21 protein-coding genes are annotated in these 21,496 nt (G+C 42.4%); 4 read left to right on the top strand and 17 right to left on the bottom strand.

Features of this window, described 5'->3' with window-relative positions; all coding sequences use genetic code 11:
- The coding region (locus Q7J41_RS12935; RefSeq protein ID WP_304888747.1) for a hypothetical protein at positions 1–270 on the top strand (270 nt) is incomplete at its 5' end.
- A 369-nt stretch (positions 271–639) separates the two neighbouring features.
- On the opposite strand, the gene Q7J41_RS12930 is transcribed toward Q7J41_RS12935, so the two are convergent.
- From Q7J41_RS12930 to cdaA, 11 genes are all read right to left on the bottom strand, one after another.
- Positions 640–1,431, bottom strand: coding sequence for a DUF169 domain-containing protein (locus Q7J41_RS12930; protein WP_304888745.1), 792 nt, complete (start codon positions 1,429–1,431; stop codon positions 640–642).
- Between the two features lie 13 nt (positions 1,432–1,444).
- The gene (locus Q7J41_RS12925) at positions 1,445–2,038 is read right to left on the bottom strand and encodes a methionine ABC transporter permease (RefSeq protein ID WP_304888748.1); all 594 of its coding nucleotides are present in this window, start codon (positions 2,036–2,038) and stop codon (positions 1,445–1,447) included.
- A gap of 73 nt (positions 2,039–2,111) precedes the next feature.
- Entirely contained in the window at positions 2,112–3,119 is a 1,008-nt protein-coding gene (locus tag Q7J41_RS12920) for a methionine ABC transporter ATP-binding protein (RefSeq protein WP_304888743.1), read from the bottom strand.
- Between the two features lie 85 nt (positions 3,120–3,204).
- Positions 3,205–4,029, bottom strand: a complete 825-nt coding sequence (locus tag Q7J41_RS12915) for a MetQ/NlpA family ABC transporter substrate-binding protein (RefSeq protein WP_304888742.1) — start codon at positions 4,027–4,029, stop codon at positions 3,205–3,207.
- On the bottom strand, positions 4,026–4,571 hold the full coding sequence (locus Q7J41_RS12910) for a CD3072 family TudS-related putative desulfidase (RefSeq protein ID WP_304888740.1): 546 nt from the start codon (positions 4,569–4,571) through the stop codon (positions 4,026–4,028). Before Q7J41_RS12910 ends, Q7J41_RS12915 begins: the two co-directional genes overlap by 4 nt.
- Entirely contained in the window at positions 4,547–5,140 is a 594-nt protein-coding gene (locus tag Q7J41_RS12905; protein WP_304888739.1) for a CD3073 family putative ECF transporter S component, read from the bottom strand. The genes Q7J41_RS12910 and Q7J41_RS12905 overlap by 25 nt, the downstream gene beginning before the upstream one ends.
- 292 nt (positions 5,141–5,432) lie before the next feature.
- On the bottom strand, positions 5,433–6,674 hold the full coding sequence (locus Q7J41_RS12900) for a DUF1015 domain-containing protein (protein WP_304888738.1): 1,242 nt from the start codon (positions 6,672–6,674) through the stop codon (positions 5,433–5,435).
- A gap of 71 nt (positions 6,675–6,745) precedes the next feature.
- A complete protein-coding gene (locus Q7J41_RS12895; RefSeq protein WP_304888736.1) occupies positions 6,746–7,915 on the bottom strand; it encodes a phosphoglycerate dehydrogenase in 1,170 nt (389 codons plus the stop codon).
- A 29-nt stretch (positions 7,916–7,944) separates the two neighbouring features.
- On the bottom strand, positions 7,945–9,033 hold the full coding sequence (serC, locus tag Q7J41_RS12890) for a 3-phosphoserine/phosphohydroxythreonine transaminase (RefSeq protein ID WP_304888735.1): 1,089 nt from the start codon (positions 9,031–9,033) through the stop codon (positions 7,945–7,947).
- A 144-nt stretch (positions 9,034–9,177) separates the two neighbouring features.
- Entirely contained in the window at positions 9,178–10,392 is a 1,215-nt protein-coding gene (locus Q7J41_RS12885) for a YbbR-like domain-containing protein (protein ID WP_304888734.1), read from the bottom strand.
- Positions 10,379–11,227 (bottom strand): diadenylate cyclase CdaA, encoded by an 849-nt coding sequence (gene cdaA, locus Q7J41_RS12880; protein WP_304888733.1) that lies wholly within the window; start codon positions 11,225–11,227, stop codon positions 10,379–10,381. Before cdaA ends, Q7J41_RS12885 begins: the two co-directional genes overlap by 14 nt.
- 194 nt (positions 11,228–11,421) lie before the next feature.
- On the opposite strand from cdaA, the gene Q7J41_RS12875 reads away from it, so the two are divergent.
- The gene (locus tag Q7J41_RS12875) at positions 11,422–11,853 is read left to right on the top strand and encodes a CBS domain-containing protein (protein ID WP_304888731.1); all 432 of its coding nucleotides are present in this window, start codon (positions 11,422–11,424) and stop codon (positions 11,851–11,853) included.
- Positions 11,854–11,970: 117 nt separating this feature from the next.
- On the opposite strand, the gene Q7J41_RS12870 is transcribed toward Q7J41_RS12875, so the two are convergent.
- Positions 11,971–14,475, bottom strand: coding sequence for an MrcB family domain-containing protein (locus Q7J41_RS12870; protein WP_304888729.1), 2,505 nt, complete (start codon positions 14,473–14,475; stop codon positions 11,971–11,973).
- Between the two features lie 45 nt (positions 14,476–14,520).
- Positions 14,521–15,114 (bottom strand): secondary thiamine-phosphate synthase enzyme YjbQ, encoded by a 594-nt coding sequence (locus Q7J41_RS12865; protein WP_304888726.1) that lies wholly within the window; start codon positions 15,112–15,114, stop codon positions 14,521–14,523.
- Positions 15,115–15,356: 242 nt separating this feature from the next.
- Here Q7J41_RS12865 and Q7J41_RS12860 point away from each other — a divergent pair, with 242 nt between their 5' ends.
- A complete protein-coding gene (locus Q7J41_RS12860; RefSeq protein ID WP_304888724.1) occupies positions 15,357–16,196 on the top strand; it encodes a putative ABC transporter permease in 840 nt (279 codons plus the stop codon).
- A gap of 68 nt (positions 16,197–16,264) precedes the next feature.
- Positions 16,265–17,113: an Mbeg1-like protein gene (locus Q7J41_RS12855; protein ID WP_304888722.1), complete on the top strand. Its 849-nt coding sequence runs from the start codon at positions 16,265–16,267 to the stop codon at positions 17,111–17,113.
- Between the two features lie 81 nt (positions 17,114–17,194).
- On the opposite strand, the gene Q7J41_RS12850 is transcribed toward Q7J41_RS12855, so the two are convergent.
- The 4 genes from Q7J41_RS12850 to rpsI all read right to left on the bottom strand — a co-directional run bounded on the left by Q7J41_RS12850 (position 17,195) and on the right by rpsI (position 21,472).
- A complete protein-coding gene (locus Q7J41_RS12850; protein WP_304888720.1) occupies positions 17,195–18,400 on the bottom strand; it encodes an AI-2E family transporter in 1,206 nt (401 codons plus the stop codon).
- 141 nt (positions 18,401–18,541) lie between these two features.
- The gene (locus tag Q7J41_RS12845; protein ID WP_304888718.1) at positions 18,542–18,883 is read right to left on the bottom strand and encodes a hypothetical protein; all 342 of its coding nucleotides are present in this window, start codon (positions 18,881–18,883) and stop codon (positions 18,542–18,544) included.
- A gap of 294 nt (positions 18,884–19,177) precedes the next feature.
- Positions 19,178–20,992 (bottom strand): translational GTPase TypA, encoded by a 1,815-nt coding sequence (typA, locus tag Q7J41_RS12840; RefSeq protein ID WP_304888715.1) that lies wholly within the window; start codon positions 20,990–20,992, stop codon positions 19,178–19,180.
- A gap of 87 nt (positions 20,993–21,079) precedes the next feature.
- Positions 21,080–21,472 carry a 30S ribosomal protein S9 gene (rpsI, locus tag Q7J41_RS12835; RefSeq protein WP_304888713.1) on the bottom strand — a complete coding sequence of 131 codons (393 nt, stop codon included), beginning with the start codon at positions 21,470–21,472 and terminating at the stop codon, positions 21,080–21,082.
- Positions 21,473–21,496: the final 24 nt, after the last annotated feature.

The following is a 21,496-nucleotide window of genomic DNA, read 5'->3' as shown; positions in this document are numbered from 1 at the left end:
GCTCGTTGCCGTCACGCAACCACGATGCCGCTCCGCTCCATCTTTGGTTCGTGGGCAGTCGCCAACTGCAAGCGAGCTTGCGATTGGCTCGTTGCCTTCACGCAACCACGATTCCGCTCCGCTCCATCTTTGGTTCGTGGGCAGTCGCCAACTGCAAGCGAGCTTGCGATTGGCTCGTTGCCTTCACGCAAAAAATCCCTGTACCGAGGCGGCACAGGGAAAAACACGCAAATAGTCAAACCATTTATGAAAAATGATATGAATGAATGACACATGATTCTCTCGCCTTTCCATTAGGGACGAACCCGGATGGCATCAGTACGATAGCTTTGTTTCTATTTTGATAAATGATTATCACTGTTTGTTACGTTGTCCAGTTTGCTGTCAGAATCAGAGGCTTCATCATCTTTCAGTTCACTGTTGTTGAAAAGGATATCACAAACTTTGGGATTCTTCAATGATTATTTATGGGAAATTTTCGCCCCAATTGAACTCCCTGATTGAACTTTTGCTTATCTGTTTTTTAGGATCATATTTTATGGGCGCTATTTTTTATAATATTTTCAAAAACTGTTCGTGCTAATTCCGAAATTTTCCGGTTGAGTTCATCGGTTGCAATTCATATTTTAAGAATTATCATCATATTGGAATATCGTCATAATAATTATGATTGTATCTTATTCCTAATTCTTTTATATTATTCAAAACTAGTTTTTCTTCGATCGCTTTCTTTTTTTCATTATTATCCATAATATTGATGGTCTCCATCACACCTTTGGTAATGGTTTCAAAACGATTATACGGAAATGCTACCGCCAGTTCATCATCCTTCCAGCCAGCTTCATGGCGGGTGCCGATACACATCATCGATACATTGATATCGTTGCTCAAGTAGGGGGTAGCTGTTGCCTCTGAACAGATTGCCTGATTTCCAGTCATTTTAAAATTCGATTGCAACCCATAATAATAAGAATACCCCTGAAGGATCCGCATGATATTATAGGGATTCGACACCATCATCACCACATCGGGTTCCTGATTATATTCTTCCAACGGTTTAACCATGATGCCGTAAGCATGATGATCACAGATGCCGATACCATCACGGACACTTTTTGCCGTGGTCATATCTCGATATAGTCCCAATTTTTTTGAATGTTGTCCACTTTTATTATAATCATCAGCCGCTTTTAAACCTGTCGCACGGGCACCTCCCAGACACGTCAAATCATCGCCCGTTGCTTTAAAACCGGTTCCCGCCATCGCTGCTTTAACCATGACACAATAGTGTATTCTTTTTTTTACCGGTTGCACATCCGCCGCTTCATAGTCTGATTCTGTAAAGAGAAATTTAATTCCGACAATCTTCTTATCCATTGCCAATGCGCAGTTCATCTTTATTACCGACTGTTTAAGATTTTCTGTATTCATATCGTTGCCTCCCTTATTTTACTTTTTTATAGATAAAATTTCCGGTTCCCTGAATAATTTGTGCCATAATACAAAGGATAATTACCGCTGTGTATAGGATCGTGTTATTAAAGCTCTGATAACCATAGTTTAGAGCCACTGCACCTAATCCACCGGCACCAACTGCTCCGGCGATGGTGGTGGCGGCAAGATAGGAAATTGTTGTCAGTGTCATACCCGCCACAAGCGAAGGCACCGCTTCCTTAACCATGACCCTAAACACGATTTGCATATTTGAAGCACCAAAGGAACGGGCCGCTTCGATTAGCTGTTGATCAACCTGAGCAAAAGCATTTTCGAAAATACGAGCAATAAAGGGGGTTGCTGCAATAGTTAGCGGCAATATTGCCGCTTTTTCGCCAATGGTTGTACCAACAATCGTGCGTGTAAGTGGGGATATCGCCACAATCAATATAATAATTGGAAAGGAACGGATCATGTTCACAAAAAAATCCACTACCTTATAAAGACGTATGTGGGGATCCAGACCATCGGGTCTGATAATAATCAATGCGATCGATAAAGCAAAACCAAATACAAATGCCAAAACCATCGTTGCCGTAAGCATCCGCAACGTGGAAAATATTGACGGGCCGATAATGCCGTTGAAATATTTAAACCATTCTGCCCAAAATTGTTCATTATTCACGTTCGTCCTCCGCTAACTCATCTAATGAATTATTTTCGTCTTCAATCATTTTCCAAACGACATGATGATGATCCAGGTAATCTGTGATCTTAGTAAAAGAATCGACCGTGACATTAATGTTCAGCGACCCCAAGACACTATTTCGATAGCGCTCTGTTTCGCCTCCCAGAATCATAAAGTCCGTATCCAGCTCTCTGGACATCTGTGTCACGATCGGTTTTTCTGCCGTTTCTTGCGACAACAAAACTTTTATATTAATCCCGTCTGGGGGAAAGATCAGATTTTTGTTTCCGATTATATTGCTTAATGCCTTGGGCTGGTTAAGAAAAATACTTTCCACCGGTCCACTTTCAACAATCATACCTTGCTCCATGATCGATATCTCTTCGCAAGCACTTCTAAGCACTGACATTTGATGGGTTACTACCACGATGGTTAAACCAAGTTGGTCATTGATTTCATTGAGCAGGGTGATAATCGATTTAGCAGTATTCGGATCAAGCGCCGAGGTGGCTTCATCACAAAGCAAGATCTTAGGATCCATTGATAGTGCTCGCGCAATGGCAACCCGTTGTTTTTGTCCCCCTGAAAGCTCATGTGGTCTGGCGTCTAGTTTGTCGGGGATTCCCACCATTTCTACCAGCTCTTTTATTTTTTTATCAATGTGATTTTTTTTATAGTTCCAGCATTTCATCGGTAACGCAATATTTTCATAAACTGATAGTCGGTTTAATAAAGAAAATTGTTGAAAGATCATCCCGATTCCCCGTTTGAACTCCCGCGCTTCTTTATCTGATAAGGTATTAACCTCAATTCCATCGACGGTTAATGAGCCGCTATCATAACTTTCCAGCCCATTGATGCACCGTAACAGGGTCGATTTTCCAGCACCACTGCGTCCAATCAGCCCATATACCTGACCTGGCTGGATGGTAAGATTTATATCATTGAGCACCTTAAGGGTATCAAAACTTTTTTTTAAATTCGTCGCTTTTATCATGGTCTTACCTTTCACTTCTGACGAAAATATGCGAAAGGCAGCTAAGAACGGCTTCCTTTCGCATATTGAGATCAGGTTTTGCTGATTAATTCGTTTTTGGGTATTGTGTCAAAGAGCCCGCATATATTTCTTCAAATTTAGCTCTCATTTCATCGGAAGTAATAATCGTCATCGCATCTTTTACCCAGGCCTCGTCCACCGATTTAGAATCGATGGTTAAGCCGACCGGACAATCCTTGGAGGTTTTGTCCTCGGCGATATATGATTTGGGGTCAATTCCGACAGCCCTGATTCGTGTTGCTGAAGTTACTACGGCATCGGCATCATTAATACTTCTGGCAGTTGTTGTGATTTCTGCCGGCAATAGTTGAATATTTTTAGGATTTTCAGCTATGTCCAGGGTCGTATAAAATTCACCGGTTTTGGGATTTAAGGTGATCAGACCAGATTCCTTCAACATAATCAAGCTACATTCCATATTACTGGGATCATTGGGAATGACAATGGTTGCCCCCTCCGGAAGTTCCGCAACACTTTTGTACTTGGCCGAATACATCGCCATTGGGTAATAAAAAATATAGGGTTCGACCATAACCAGATCAGTATTATTTTCTTTGTTAAAGGTATTGATCCAATGGATATGATTGTGGATAAAACCGTCAATGGAGCCATCGGAAGTCGCAGTAGCTGGCATATTATTGGCATCAAACATCACCACTTCCACTTGATAACCCTTTTTTACCAACTCGTCTTTTAACGCCGTTGTATAAGGCTCAATGGTTGACATTGTCCCAAGTTTAATCACCTTATCTGCTTGGGTGGCACTAGCGCTTTGGGTGCATCCCACCACCGATAGCATCGCTATTAAGGCAAGGGACACGCATAAAAGTCTATATATTTTTGTTTTCAAATTAAATTCTCCTCTTTCAGTAAACTATTGTCTTCAGGTAAATTAGTATAATTAATTTTAGATGATAACCATTTTTTAAATCCATCTTCTGTATTTTTGCAATTATCCTGTGTGTAATCTGCCTGAATATCAAAGGTATCAAGATCGATTTTCTTTTCTTTCAGTTGAGTAAAAAGTTCTTCCATAAAAACACCTTTTTGCAATATTGTGTCACAGGATGGGCTCTCTGATATTCCTACAATCCCCAATAATTGATAATCATGTTTTTTATACTCTGCAATCTGATTGACTATGTTTAAACATAGTTCCTTATTATATTTTCGGTAATCAGTTGTGTCATACTCTTCTTTGCTCATCGGTCGTCGATCCTCTCCTAAAAAAGCAAATTCAGGACAGGGTAATTGGAATATCGCAATATTCTTGTCTAATACTATCTTTATAATTTCATTAAATCCTGCTTCGGCTCTCTCCCACTCTCTTACGACTGAGTTTTGATTTAATATGCAATGCGATAATATTACGATTCTTTTATTTCTAGACATTTTGAATTGATTCCTAATTTAAAATGTTGCAGAAAAGCTGCCGGTATTTTCTTTATTACAAAGTATATCAGTACACAACTTAGTGTTTTATCCACAACATTGCTTAAGATCCGAGGAATAAAAGCCGCTGCGAAAATTTCCTGTCCACTTGCTAATAACCATGCGAATAACACATCTGAAAAGCCTCCAGCAATTCCTCCAAATAAAAATACGGCGATTGGTGTTCCGATTAGAGGTGCAACAACAGAAATGATTAACCCTGTTACGATGGCGGTTACCAAATTAAACTCAAACTTTTTAAATATTAATCCAACAATGATACCGATGGCAATATTAACCAATGCAAATGGAATGTTGGTAGGATCTACCAACATCCCTAATAAAAGGTTTGTCACCAGACCAACTAAGGCCCCCCACACTGGGCCAAATAAAACAGCAACCATGATTGTTCCTAATGTATCAAGAAATAGCAATGGTATATTTAACAGCTGCACTACCATTCCAAAAACAATATTGATCGCCACACCAATTGCCGCAAATACTACAATTTTCGAACTGAATTTTTCCATAACAAGTCTCCTTCTCTTTCATATGTTTAAATTTTAACACATGCTTAGTATAATATCGACGGATGAGCATGAATATAACTTAACGGAATATTTATATTTGTACTATAACTACTTGTTATAACAATTGCGTATTCTTAAGAATACATTGCTGTAAATAAGGGAACTTGCTGAAACCGATTCGCATTGTTGGGTTGGTTAAAAAAACATAAAAAAGCTCCAGCAATGAATTCAATTGCTGGAGCTTTTTTTAGCTATAGACTTTTTAGTGTCCACACCATTTAATTTTAGTTTATTACAGATTATGAATGAACAATCCGCTTCTTAATTTTGGTTCAAACCAGGTGGATTTTGGAGGCATCAGCAGATCTGCATCAGCAATGTTCATCAGCTCTTCGATCGATGTCGGATACATCGAGATCGCCAGAACCATATCTTCGCTGACCCGGCGTTCCAGTTCTTTTAAGCCCCGGATGCCACCGACAAAGTCGATCCGTTTATCAGTCCGGATATCGCCGATTCCCAGAATCGGTACCAGGATATTGTTTTGCAGAATCGCCACGTCCAGTGAATTAACCGGATCCGCGGGATCATAAACCCCTTCTTTGACGGTCAATAGATACCATTTTTTATCCACAAATATACCAAAGCTACCTTTTTGTGGTGGTGTCACCGGCTCGGCATCCTTAGGCGTCACCTCAAATTTTTCTGACAGCGCCGTTAAGAACTCCTCAACACTGAGTCCATTGAGATCCTTGACGACCCGGTTATAGTCCATGATATACAGCTGTTCATCGGGAAATAATACTGATAGGAAGTAATTGAACTCCTCTTCGCCAGTATAATTAGGGTTTGCTTCCCGACGCATCAGACCAACCTTGACAGCCGAAGCCGAACGGTGATGTCCATCAGCAATGTACAGACTTTCAACATGGCCAAATTTTTCAACTAAACCATTGATCACGGTCTCATCGTCAACAACCCAGGCACGATGAGTAATCCCATCTTCGGCGACAAAATCATAAACCGGTTGATGCTCTTTGCGCCAACTGTCGACCATCGCATTGATAGCATCCTGAGCCCGGTAGGTCAGAAAAATCGGTCCAGTATTGGCATTGCAAGCATCGACATGTTTAATTCGGTCTTCTTCTTTATCAGCCCGGGTCAGTTCATGTTTTTTGATTGTATTATCAAGATACTCGTCAATCGCCGTACAGACAACCAGCCCGATCTGACTGCGGCCATCCATGATCAGTTCATAAATATATAAGCAGTCTTTAGTATCCTGAGTCAAAGCATTGCGATGAAACAGTTTTTCGAGATTTTTTCTGGCCGTTTCATAAACAAAGGGATCATTGATTTTCATGCGCGGATCCAGCGTCGTTTCCGGTCGGTCGACCCGTAAAAAAGAATCCAGTTTACCCCGGGCAGCTATTGCTGCTTCTTCCCGGTTATAAACATCATAGGGCAGAGCCGCCACATCTTGAGCTTTTTCAGGAAAGGGACGAACCGCTTTAAAGGGTTTGATAGTTGCCATTTTTTTCCTCCTGTTTTAATAAAGAAGTGGCTTCGGATTAACGAAGACCACTTCTTTTTAGTGTGTTGCAGTTATTTTAGAATCCGTACCCGGGTGACGCCTTTAATGCCTTTTAACGCTGTTTTCACGTCTTCGCCAACATTACTGTCAACGTCGATCATGGTGTAAGCCCAGGCGCCTCTGTTTTTATTGGTCATAACTGCGATATTGAGATTGTGGTCAGCCAGAATTTTGGTGATCTGTCCCAACATGTTTGGCACATTGGCATGGTTCACGGTAATGCGGTTTTCGGCTTCGCAAACACCCATATTGCAATCGGGATAATTGACGGAATTAATAATATTTCCGTTTTCGAGATATTCTTTTAACGAATGAATGGCCATTTCAGCACAGTTTTCTTCGCTTTCTGGGGTTGATGCACCGAGATGAGGAATGTTAATAACATTTTTCATTTTCAGCAAACGTTCATTTGGGAAATCGGTGATATAGGTAGCCACGATACCCTCTTCGATGGCATTTTCCAAGGCATCGTAGTTAACCAGTCCGCCGCGGGCAAAGTTAAGTAATCGCAGCCCTTCTTTGGTATCTTTTAAAAGATCGGCATTGACGTAATCTTTTGTTTCATCCATATAAGGAATATGCAGTGAAATGTAGTCGCAGTTTTTAAAGATTTCTTCTTTGCTGACGGCACGTCTAACTTTTCGACTTAATCCCCAGGCATTGTCAATCGAAATAAAGGGATCAAAACCATAAACCTTCATGCCAAAATCAACCGCCATATTGGCAACCAGTACGCCAATCGCACCTAAGCCGATAACGCCCATTTTTTTGCCATATAGTTCCGGGCCACCAAAAGCGCCTTTACCCTTTTCAACCAGTGCGGGTACTTCGTCACCCTTATCAGTCAGCGTGCTTGACCACGCAATCCCATCGACCACCTTACGTGACGAGAGAAGCATTCCAGCGATTACCAGTTCTTTTACCGCATTGGCATTGGCTCCCGGTGAGTTGCAGACAACAATTCCCTGTTCTGAACATTTATCCAGGGGAATATTGTTGACTCCGGCGCCAGCCCGGCCAACAAATTTAACCGATGTCGGGATATCCATATCATGCATTTTATAGCTTCTTAATAAAATCGCATCCGGATTTTCCGGTTGATCTAAAACCGTATAATTTTCACCTAATAATTTTAGCCCTTTTTTAGATATATTATTAAGGGTCTGAACTTTATAATTCAATGGCGTAATTCCTTTCTTAGTGAAAACGCCTAGGCGTTTTCTTTTTCAAATTTCTGCATGAAATCAATCAGGGTATCAATTCCCGCCATTGGCATGGCATTGTAAATGCTAGCTCGCATGCCGCCAACGCTACGGTGACCCTTAAGATTTTCCATTCCGGCTTTCTTGCTTTCTTTAACGAATAGCGCATCTAATTCGTCTGATCCAGTGATAAAAGGCACATTCATCAATGAACGGTCTTCGGGCACTACTGTCCCTTTATAAAGCTTGCTGTTATCAATGAAATCGTACAGCTTTTGAGCCTTTTCTTTGTTGGCTTTTTCCATCCCGGCGACACCACCATTTGCTTTCACCCATTCATAAACAAGCTTGCAAATATAGATGCTGTAGCATGGTGGGGTATTGTAGCAAGAATCATTGTCAACATGCGTTTTATAATCCAGCATGGTTGGCGTAAAGTCTTTGGCATGACCCAGTAAGTCGTTGCGAATGATCACCGCTGTTACACCAGCAGGTCCCATGTTTTTCTGAGCACCAGCATAAATCAGGCCAAATTTTTTAACATCATAGACTTCCGATAAGATATTAGAAGACATGTCCCCAATTAATGGCACATTTCCGGTATCGGGAATATTTTCAGGTTTGAATCGCGTTCCGTAAATGGTGTTGTTAACGCAAATATGAAAGAAATCAGCATCGGGTGTAAAATCCTTAGGATCCACCTTAGGGATGTAGGAAAAGGTTTTATCCTGGGATGATGCAATAACCTTTGCTTCTCCATAACGAGCTGACTCTTGATAAGCCTTTTTTGCCCAACTGCCGGTAATCATAAAATCGGCTTTATTGGTTTTTGAAAAAAGATTCAATGGAATCATGGCAAACTGAGTTGATGCTCCACCTTGTAAAAACAGAATCTCATAATTTTCTGGAACATTCATCAGTTCTCGGTAAAGACTTTTTGCCGCTTGGAGAATATCATCAAAATAGGATGATCGATGACTCATCTCCATTACGGACATGCCGGCATCTCCATAGGATACCATTTCGGACCCAGCTTTTTTCAGGACTTCTAGCGGTAAACAAGATGGTCCAGCTGAAAAATTATAAACTCTTTTCACTTTTAATTTCCTCCTTAAAATAGTGTTTTTGGTGTGAATGTAATTCTCTGAAAAAATTACTTCTTGCTATTATATGTTAAATTATTGTCAAATGCAAGATTTTGTATTGAATTTTATGGATATTTTCTTGTTCGGTTAACTTTCTCACTCAATTATTACTGTTGTTTTTGATGGCGTGATTGATTTGATCAAAGACTGGGATAAATTGGTCTGAATCGGCAATTCATATTCCCCCGGCCCTAAATTGGCGCAATCGACAAAGGCCTCAATCTGAGACGCATTTAAATTGTTTAAAACGCTGCTGGCACCTTCCAGTTTAACCACTACCCGGGAGTCTTTGACTTTGGCAGCCACCAAACCGGTGCCCAGATTCCTGGTACTTACCTTATCAATGGTAAAGCTTTTTTCGATTGGACTTTCGATGGAAACCGTCACTTTGACTTTTCCACTGCCATCAAGGAAATAACATCCCTGCGGCGGGGTCAGATTGATGTCTCGGGTAAATGTTTTTGACTGTCCCGATACATCGATAGGATCCATCGTAATGTTCTCAATCGAATTCAACAATGCTTCTTTGGCGCCGATCAGCACCTTGGATGGTTCAACCTGCATACCAGTGACAATATAACCGTTGGCCGGATTTCCGCTTGTTGAGGGAATAACTCCCACGGATTTTGTTTTCCCAAGGATGATCTCAGTTTTAACAACGTTTGGCAATATCTCCAAATCGGTGATCGGGTTACCCGTTGCATCATATGCTGCAACCTCCAGATGTCGGGTCGTGTCGGATTCCAGACCGCTGACATCCGCTGTTGTGGTAATTTTATCAATCCGGGCGATGGACGCTTCCGGTCCTTCCACTTCGACCTGCTCCAAAGATTCGGCCGAGATCACAACTAGGTCATTGGCCGGTTTTCCCTCCAGTAGGATGACCACATCGAGGTTTTCTTTAATAATATTGTCCACTTCAATCGGGAGAGTGGTGGGATTCATACTGCTGATAATAACCGAGTTAGCCAGACCCTTGACTTCCACATCCAGGTCATAGCTTCCCTTCTCTTCAATATCACTGAGATCAACTTCGGCGGTTACTTCTTTCATATTAACATTTCTCAGGTTTTTATCAGTACCCTTAACTTGTAAATTAAGATAGTAGTTTTTATCATCTGCCAGGACCAAATTTTTTTCGGTCAGCGCTTCGACATTCGTTAAGGTGATCGGGATACTGTTAAAGTCCTGGGTAATCAGCATATCGGCATTTCCGTTGACCATAAACCAGAGGGTGACCGCAATGCCGACCGACGCCAGGATTCGAATTAATCGTTCATGCAAAGAAATCTTTTTTTTATTTGCTGCCATCTATTCTCCCCCAGAGTTTGTTAATCCACCCGCTGTCAATATTGCCGTCCTCGCTGACGATATAATTTTCCAGAATAATCTGTTTGAGAACCTCGATGATGATGTCCTGAAATAAGGTACCTTTAGACGCATAGGATATTTGACCCGTTTCTTCGGAAACAATAATCACCAGCGCATCGGATTTTTCGGTCATGCCCAATCCCGCCCGATGCCGGGTTCCCAATTCACTACTTAAATCCCGGTTATCAGAAAGCGGCAACAAACATCCCGCCGCACGAATTTGTCGGGACCATAACTTAATAATCACGGCGCCGTCATGGAGGGGTCGATTGGGGGTGAAAATATTTTCCAGCAATTCACTACTAATATCTGAATCCAGTTCGGTGCCAGTTTTGACAATATTATTAAGCCCGGTATCTTTTTCCAGAACAATCAGTGCCCCAGTCCGTTCGCAGGCCAATTTTCCCACGGCCTTAATGATTTTGTCGATATCATCTTCCAGAAAATCCATCGAGGGCTTTTTCATCATTTCTTTGAAAATGCGATTGTTCCCCAATTGTTCCAAAGCTGAACGGAATTCCGGCTGAAATACCACCACAATGAAAATAAACGCCCAGGTAAAGGCGCTGGTGATAATCAGATTCAAGGTCGTAAAACCCAGCCACGCACTAACGGGTGACAAAAAAAGCAACACAATCAAGCCTTTAAAAACCTGCTCGGCCTGGGTTCCCCGAATCCACATCAATAGCCGATAAACTATAAAAGAGATGATGACAACCTCAATGACACTGGCTACGGTAATTCTTGATTGAATATATAACAAAAACTCTTCCATATTAATTCCCTCATTCATTCGTTACTATTAATTATACACTAATAAAGCCGTTTCGTGAAATGGAAATTCGTTTTTTTCATAATATTACAGTCGTCATTAAGAAATTTTTTAAGGGAGACTTGTGAAATTCATGCTAAAATAAATTTTAAATTGAAACCTTCCCATCTTCTCAAAAGAATAAGGAGATCATTTGCATGAAAAACCATCTGTTTTATTTATTACCCAAAAGCGAAACCGTCTTTTTAACCAACACCGATTCATTTAATCAAGCTTACAATATGTTTGTCATTACTAATTATACTGCCCTGCCGGTAATTAACAAAAAAGGACAGTACGTTGGAACCATCTGCGAGGGGGATCTTCTCCGGGTTTTATCACTGAGCCTCACCCATCCGGAAATTGATTTAACGTCTTTTGAAATCAAGGATATCGATTTTAAGATCAATCTGGAAGTGGCGCGTATTAATGAAAGTTACGAGCATCTGGTGGAGCTGGCCGTCAAGCAGAACTTCATTCCCCTTGTTGATGACCAGGGTATTTTTATCGGCATTCTTCGCCGCCAGGAACTGATTAAAGAACTGATCAATTTTTTATCTGCTAAGGTCGCTGAGCAGGAAGCTGGCTGAGTCTCCATTAGTCAATGATTAAAGCCAAATAATTGGTCTTATTTCCCGCCATCTCCCGGTCAGACCATGCTGACCGGAAAATGCTGGCAGAAGACTTGATTAATTGGCTTTTTTTAGTTACTGATATTTTTGATATTGACTTTTTAATTGTTTTAACAGTGCCGTTCCGCTGCGGGGGCAGGGAATCGCTGCGGCTTTCAGTAAGGCTTCATAGCGGCTGATAAACCGCATTACTGGCTGATTTAGGTATTTTTCGCGCAGACCTTCATCAAGCCCCAAACACGCCAGATCCTGATAGACTTTGGCGCCGATTTTTTCATCACACTCCAGCGCCGGAAGAATCCGTTGCAAAATAGCCAGATCAATGACCTCCTGTTCATTGAACAACCCCTCGGCACCGCTGTTAATCCCAAAGGCCAGGATTTCATTTTTGCCCCGATATCCCATCGGACAGTCATACGCAATTAACAGCTGTTGTACCTCATTGAGCAAACGCATCAGGCGCTCGAGAATTTCTGGCAAGCCCTTGGCCTGGCTGTGGATTTTAAAGGCATTGTTTTCCCAGTCACTGTCACCAACAGGACTGCCATAATCCGGAAAGACCCCAATTTCAACCACCGGCATCGGAATTACATTGCCGCTGTCAATCACCCGGGAATCGACAGGGAAACGATCCGGTCCTTCATTGATGGTTGCAATGATATAAAGGTTATCCGGGAAATTTAAGCTGCCGTATTCGCGGAAAGCCGTGATATCGGCGCCAAAATCTTCACGATTTAAAAAGGGCTCCTTGCTACCATTGATCCCTTCTAATAAAAGCCGCAGATAATCTGCTGCCGGAGACTGATCCATTTCATCCAACAGAAAAAAATGGGGTTTATCCGGATATTCTTTGGCAGCTTTTAACATCAGCATGATGGGTCCGGGGATAAAGTGCCCGCGACTGTCCAGATGACCCATCAGATGGCTATCATCGGCCCAGTTTTTTCCCACCAGCAGCCGTTTGAAGCGACCATTTTCGGAGCTGGCACCGATTGCCTCGGCAAAGAGACGGGGAAAGCTCGTTTTACCACTACCCACCCGGCCTTTAATCATCACAAATGGTTTTGATTTGATCGACAGGTAATAGGCTTTAATTAATTCCGCTGGATAGTAGTAACCTTTGTTTCCCATTTTTGCCTGAACCAACTGCAGGTAGGGGGGGAGATATTCATTTTTTGCTGGATAGCGGATAAATGATTGCCCCGAAACTTCTTGTGCTTGTGCATCGGCTTGAACGATGTCCGCTTCAGCAGCAGCTGCTGCCATTTCGGTCTGAATTTCTGCGGTTATTTTCAGATCTTCGTGCTTCTGAATCTCTGCCCCGAGGTGTTCTTGATGCCGGGCTTTCGGTTCTTCCGGTACAGCTTCGGTTTCGATCGGGTTTTCGGCAATTAAACTTTCTTCCCGTAACTTTTCTTCGCCCGGTTTTTCTTCAATCGTGTTATCAAAGATGACCGTTACGATTTCTGCTGGGATCGGTTCGGACGCTGGTTCTTGCTGTTCCGCAGTCCGCTCCTGAATGAATATTTCTGGTGGTTCCGGAATTTCTTCAAGTGCTTTATTTTCGACCCTGTCATCCAGTTCTTTGATGATTGCGGCGATTGGTTCGCCGCTGACCGCTGCATTATCAGTCCCCTGATCCGGAGCTAGACAACATTCATACATTTTCCGGAAATCTTCAAATTCAGCTGCCAGCACCGCATCTTCAGGCATCTCCGTTTCGGTATATTCCCGATAGCAGACAATCCCTGATACCAGGCTGGCATTGGCCAGCAAAATCTCTTGATGATTAGTTTGATATTTTCCCGTCACGATTTTTTTTCGGTACTCTGAGGCTTTTTCCGAAAGACTTCTGACCCCGACGCCTTCTTCCCCATAAACGATGGCCAGATAAAGCTTACAGCTATCCATAGCCAGAATATAAGCCAGATAAAGGTCTTCACTATAAATACTGTCGATTTGTTTATCCAGCACTTTAACCCAGGGGATCTCCGCCCATTGGTTGTCTCCGGCAAAACCCAGCACCTGATAATGGCCGGATTGGATGCCATTAAAGCTTTCAATCACCTTGGGAATTTCTTCGCTGATCACATCTTTAAAGGAAAAACGAAAGTCTCGGGGATAATAGTTGGGATAACCGACAATCCATTTAAGCAATAATTCCTGGAGTCCCGTCGTTGGGGGGGGGGCCGTCATAAGCGGGTCGCTTTTTTTCGTGTCTTCAATATTATCCTCTTCGTTTTCCATTATTAAGCGCAGACTGAAAACATCGTTGGCTTTTGTCATTTCCAGCCGTGGGGTTTTGGCGACCGCCTGATCGCCCCGAAACCACGATTCATATTCTGGAAAGGCTTCACCCAGTTTGCGAATCAGCACCTTGCTCCATTTCAGTTTGGCATTACCGCCTTCTGTTTCCAGATAAGAAGGATATTCCCGATTCTGATAAATAATTGCCAGCCGCTCACCGGCGCTGCCAAAAAAACTGATCAGTTCTTTAGGAATAATCATCTCCGTGTTAACAAAGTCAGAAAATTCTGTTGTTTTGATAATTTGATCTGATCCTAATAATTCCCAGCTCATTGCTATTGCCTTTCTCTTTTTCGCTCATTTTTATGCATTCGTTTTCTATTCTTCGCCCTCTGTTTCATTTTCGATGGCTGTTTTGTCTTTGTTCTCGGCCTCCAGCTTCAAACGATTTTCTTCCCGCAGACGCCATTCATTTCGCATTTCTTCTTTTATCTGTTCTTGTTCCTCTTCATAGGCTTGCCGTTTTTCAAAAATCAAAGCCAGCTCTTCCGGCATCGATGCCTCTTCGTTTTCAGCCAGGATTGTGCCTGAGCTGCTGATAAAATACTGACGCTCGCCGGGTCCCTGAAATTCAACAAAATAAATGCTCTGATTTTTGTCCAGTATCAGCGTCCCATTGTGAACCATCACCTGGAGGGACGATCCAAAAATCGTTGCCTTGACACAGGAGGTGGTCCAACCGGTAAACTTCATGCCGTCATACTTGGGCATCAAATGGTTCAGCTTATCGAAAAACTCTCGTTGCAGCCGCCAGTCATCATTGATTGAAATAATCACTGATGCCGTTCGCTCAGGAATTTGAATCTGGACGAAGCCATCTTTTAACCGGGACTGGTCGACGTACTCCCGGACACTTTTGGTAATATCAATAAGTTGTTCGCTGCTTGTTATCTCAATCTTGTTGGCTTTCATTTACGCTCCCTTATTTTGTTGGTTAGTTCGTTGCCTGGTCATAATTTGGGTTATCATTCATTATAAACCATCCGATTTGAAAAAACAAAAACATATCCATCGATGATGGATAAATATTTGCAATTTTAAAATTCTTTAGCGATTATTTTGCGAAATTGTTTTAATAAGCGATTTAACTATGAGACCACAACTTGATATGTTAAAATGATTCAAAGTAGTTATAAATTTGAAAGGAATCATTTATGTATTATAATCTTAGTCTGCTATTTATTTATTTTTTTCTTTATGCGATTATCGGTTGGATGTGTGAAGTGCTGTACTGTTCAATCCCTGAGAAAAAATTTATTAACCGGGGCTTTTTAAACGGTCCCTATTGCCCGATTTATGGGGTCGGTGCGCTGATCATTATCCTGTTCTTAATGCCCTATATCAGTGATCCGATCCTGGTTTTTTTCATCGGCATTATTCTCACCAGCACCCTGGAGTATATCACCAGTTGGGGGATGGAGAAGCTTTTTCATGCTAAATGGTGGGACTACTCGGACCACAAGTTTAACATCAATGGCCGGATCTGTTTGTTGAATTCTTTTCTCTTTGGTATGTTATGTTTGGTGCTGATGTATGCGGTTCATCCGATTGTCTATGATCTGGTTAACAGCTTTTCTTCTTTCTGGATCCAGGTTATTGCGACTGTTGCAGCGCTCTTCTTTCTCAGCGATCTGGTGGAGTCTACCCGCGAAACGGTTTCTTTCAACAAAAAACTCAGCAGTGTGTATGAAGCAACCACTGAACTTAAAGACAATTTAAAAGAAAAGGGCATTACTACCGCCCACGAAGTCACTGCCAGAGTCCGGGATCTGAAGGACGGCAAGCTTTCTGAAGCCAAGGATTCAGCTAACCACTTAATTATTGCGTTAACCACTCGAATCAACGAAACCAAGTTCATCAACCGTTATTCCCATCGCCGGATTATGAATGCTTTTCCCAAGATGGCGCATGCGTATTACCAGAGCTCGCTGGAAATTTATAAAGCCTATATGGAAAAAAACAAGTCGGCCGAAACCAATATCAATGACAAATAGTCTTGCCTGATCATAATCAGCATTTTTCCCTTGTTTCAAATAAATTTCTTGCCAAGGAGGTAAGAGCGATGTTGTATCACAGTGAACTTAATCTGATCAGTCAGCTTGCTGCTCTGGATCTTCCCGTTGAACCTTCCCTGCTACCAGAGTATACAGTGGGTGAAATGGTGGCAACGCTGCTGCAAAATGTCAAAGATCTCCAGGGCGATTGCGCCATGTCCGCCTCTGAGTGGGATAAATCTTTGCATTTGATGATGGATAATCCTAATCTTACCTCCCTGAAGGTTCTGGCCTACACAAACCAGCCGGAAAACGGTCTGGTGGCGTATTGTTTTTCCGATCTGACTCCAGACGCCGGAATCATCGCTTTTCGGGGAACCACCGGGATCGGCTGGGTCGACAATATCAAAGGCGGCTTTTTAACGGATACGCCGCAGCAATTAAAAGCCCTGGAATTTTTCCATACCGTTGATGCTGTTTATAATTTTAAGCAGTATACCTTGACCGGACATTCCAAAGGCGGTAACAATAGCCAATATATTACCGTTGTCGATGGTTCTAAGATCAACCGCTGTGTCACCTTTAACAGCCAGGGGTTTTCAGCCGAGTTCATTCGCAAATATGCCAAAGTAATCAGCGCCAATCAGGGAAAAATAATCGCCTACGAATCCGCCTGGGATGTCGTCAACATCCTGTTAAACAGTATTGCCGGAAAACGGGTCGTGGTCGGCGGTGAATCTAAACTTCCTCATCATAACCATCCGCCCAACCGCCTACTTGATGCCAGCGGTGAGATCCGCAAATTGGATATGCGGCATCCCTTTTATGCTGGCTTTCAGAACTTTACAGTGAGTTTAACGCAGATGGCCTCTAAAGCCACGCAGCAGCTGGAAAAGAACAAAACAACTAAAAAATAAACCTCAAAAAGCGTCCTTTAAATCGATTGAACCAATTGGTCAATCCTCTAAAGGACGCTTTTTTAAGACTCGACCTTTTGTTCAGGCCGGTTCTTGCTGTTCCGCTGTCATTCTTTCGATTCGTTCATTGGTGATTTTTCTAAAAACGGCGTAGACTACTGCAAAGGATGGAATCCCCAAAATAATTCCCATGAAGCCAAATAGGCTACCACCGATAATCATCCCGACCAGCACCCATAAACCGGATAAGCCAATCGATCCTCCCACCACCCGCGGATAGATCACATTACTTTCGACCTGCTGCAGGGCAATAATATAAACCACAAAGATCAGACAGTAAATCGGGTTCACCACCAGCAAAATAAAGCCGCTCGGGACAGCTCCCAGAAAGGCGCCGAAGACCGGAATCACGCTGGTCATGCCAACCAGAACCCCAATCAGCAAGGCATAGGGGATCTGCAAGATGGCGAGTCCAACGGTGCATAAGGTTCCCAGAATAAAAGCTTCGGTTATTTGTCCAGCAATAAAGCCGTGAAATACCTGGTTGGCAGTGGTGCTGACATCCTGAATAAAATCGGCGCGATCTTTTCTGACATAGGCATAGATCAGTTTATCCTTCAGGGCTAATAAATTCTCTTTGTCCGCCAGCAAATAAATAGAAATAACAATCCCCATGATCACATTAAAGAAACCCACAGTGATGTTTTTTGTGGCGTTGAATATTTCCGGAACGGAACTCAGCAACAGGCTGCCAAACTGTTCCATCAGTGCATCCCATTCAACCTCAATATCGCTCCATAATGTTTCCGGTAGATTGAAGAACGCCAGAGTATCATCCACTAATGTGTTAAAGGAATCAACATAACCTGGTAATTTCACCATCAGGGTGTCGACACTTTCGCTGACCTGAGGAATAACAAAGGTAATTAATCCAGCCAGAATGCCAATCACAAAGATGAATGTCAGGGCAATTGCAATCATCCGTTTACCTTTGTTGATATCACGATTTTTTTTACTTTTGAACCGTCTTTCTTTGTTTTTGATGCGATTCATAAAACCCAAAAAGTGCGTCTCAATAAACGACATCGGGATATTTAAGATAAAGGCAACGCCCAGACCAATCAGCACTGGCGTAATAATATTCACAAACAGGCCCAGATATCCGATCAGATATTTTAAATTCAGAAGCGCCACCAGTAAACAGATTCCAAAGGTAATCAGAAAAAAATAATTTCTGAAGGTTTTGTCACTCATTTCCTTGTTTTTCCAGTCATTGTTGTTTTCCACAGGTTCACCGCCTTTTCATAATTTTTCTATTATAGCACGAGGATATCGGATTCCGCTTAAATTATATTGTTCACCAAGTAAAAAGCATTGCCTGATTAAGCAATGCTTTTTACGTATCTATGATGATGTATGAAGAACGATTTAATAGGACTTAATCAGGGTGATTCCACCGATAAAAGGAATCGGTTTGGCTTCAAGCTGGATCACATTGATGATCCCATAAATGGCAAAACCGACAAATGCCAAAGGTACGGCACTAAAAAGAATCGTCGACAGGATCCAACCAATAAAGGGTATCACTCCGATAATTATTCCCGCAACGGTCAAGACCAGCCACGCCAGGAATAACACCAAACCCTGATTGGTATGATATCGGACAAATTGGTTATCACCTGCTGCAAAGAAAGGAATCAGAAAAATAATATAGGCAAAAATAGCCATAACTTTGCCTTCTTCAGCTTCTTGCTTGTCAATATTAAGCATTTCGTTTAACCTCCTGTTTAAAGATCAGACCGATAGTTGCGAACTGTCGGGTGTTTTAGTATCAGTTCAGCACATTCTTGTATCGACTACATAATATCACACTAAAAGTTTAGCGGTCAATTGTTATTTTGAGTATCGTCATTGATATCTCATCCTTTTGTCATTCGCATACGCAACCACGATTCCGCTCCGCTTCATCTTTGGTTCGCGGGCAGTCGCCAACTGCAAGCGAGCTTGCGATTGGCTCGTTGCCTTCGCACAAAAAAGGAACGCTATTAAAGCGTTCCATGATTTTTAGCGGGAGCTACGTTTTCGTTCCAGTTCGCCCAGAACTTTCTTGCGAATCCGGATATCGGTGGGTGTCAATTCCACCAATTCATCATCAGTAATAAATTCGATCGCTTGCTCTAAAGTCATAATTCTTGGTTCGACCAATTTTAATGCCTCATCGGTTCCGGAAGAACGAACATTGGTCATTTTTTTATTCTTAGTCGGATTAACCGTCATGTCATCACTACGATTATTGATTCCAATAATCATACCTTCATAGACTTTCGTTCCGGCTTTAACCAGCATTTCGCCACGATCACTTAAATTAAACAATGAATACGCCATTGTCTCACCAGCAAACTGGGAAATAAGCACGCCATTGAGACGTTGCGGAATATCGCCTTTATGCTCTTCAAAAGCAGAGAAACGACGAACCATGGTGCCTTCACCGTGGGTATCATTGATAAATTCACTTTGATAGCCCAGTAACCCCCGAGTCGGCACAAAAAATTCCATTCTTGTCCAGGATTCGTCGGTGTACATGCTTTCCATGCGACCTTTTCGGATGTTCAGTTTAGAAATAACTGCGCCGGAATATTTTTCCGGTACCGATACAATCACCAGCTCCACCGGTTCCAGTAGTTTATTATTTTCATCCCGGTGCATGATCACTTCCGGTTTAGAAACAGCTACTTCATAACCTTCCCGACGCATGTTTTCCAGCAGAATCGATAAATGAAGCTCGCCACGTCCGGAAACCTTAAAGCCATCGGTGGTATCTTCCAGTTCTTCGACTAAAAGACCAACGTTGACTTCCAGCTCTTTTTCCAACCGCGCCCGAATATGGCGGGTGGTGACAAATTTTCCGGAGTCGCCGGCAAAAGGTGATTTATTGACCAGGAAGTTCATCGACAGGGTTGGCTGTTCAATCTCAATCAGTTCCATCGGTTGAACCTGATTGATCTCACCAATGGTTTCACCGATAGAGATATCAGGGATTCCCGAGATAACGACGATGTCACCGGCCTTTGCTTCTTTGACTTCGACCCGGGCTAAACCTCGGTAAACGAAGACCTGATTAATTTTTTCCTTTTTAAAGCTACCATCGGTCTTGCAGATTTCGATTTGTTCGCCAGCATGGATGGTTCCGGAATAGACCTTACCAATCCCCAGACGGCCAATATAATCGTCATAAGCCAGTGAAGAAACCTGCATTTGCAGGGGTTCAAGGCTCAGGTCATCCTGAAGGCCGACATGATCGACAATGGTTTCGAAAAGTGGCGCCAGATCCACCCCTTCGTCTGCCATATCACGGATCGCGATGCCTTCTTTGGCCACGCCATAAAGAACCGGGAAATCTAACTGTTTGTCGTTGGCTTTCAGTTCCACAAATAAATCGAATACCATATCAACAACTTCTTCAGCGCGCTGATCTTTTTTATCGATTTTATTAATGAAAAGAATTGGGTTCAAACCTTTTTCCAGCGACTTATTCAGGACGAAACGGGTTTGCGGCATCGGACCTTCACTGGAATCTACCAATAATACAACCGTATCAACTGTCTTCAGGATTCGTTCAACCTCTGAAGAAAAGTCGGCATGGCCAGGGGTATCGACAATATTAATTTTAATGTCCTTGTACATAATGGAACAGTTTTTTGAGTATATGGTGATTCCGCGTTCTCGTTCAAGGTCATTGCTGTCCATTACGCAGTCCACGACCTCCTGATTTTCTCTAAAAACATTGCTTTGTCCTAAAAGGGCATCTACCAGAGTAGATTTTCCGGCATCGACATGGGCGATGACTGCAATGTTGATAATGGGTTGCTTGTTATTCATAAATTCCTGCTTTCTTAATTTTGTATTGCGTAACACTGAAAAGTCCTGCAACATTGAATGTCGCAGGACCTTGTAAAAAGTCTGATATTAACGTTTTGAAAACTGCGGTGCACGACGGGCTTTTTTGAGACCGTATTTTTTTCTTTCAACCATACGTGAATCTCGAGTTAAGTATCCGGCACGTTTCAGTGCTGGTCTCAGGTTGATGTCTGCTTCCAGCAGGGCACGGGAAATCCCATGTCGGATTGCTCCAGCCTGCCCGGTGAAACCGCCACCGTGGACATTGACAATCACGTCAAATGTATTTAGTGTATCAGTTAATGTTAAGGGTTGTCTTGCGATAACCTTTAAGGTTTCCATTCCGAAAAATTCATCAATATCACGTCCGTTAATGGTGAACTTTCCACTCCCTGGTAATAATCGAACTCGGGCAACCGAGGTTTTTCTTCGTCCAGTTCCTAAATATTGTACTTTAGCCATTCTCTTATTTCCTCCTTCTCAGCA

The organism is Acetobacterium sp. (assembly GCF_030652775.1).
Taxonomy (GTDB): Bacteria; Bacillota; Clostridia; order Eubacteriales; family Eubacteriaceae; genus Acetobacterium.
This window is presented reverse-complemented; position numbering and strand designations above follow the sequence as displayed.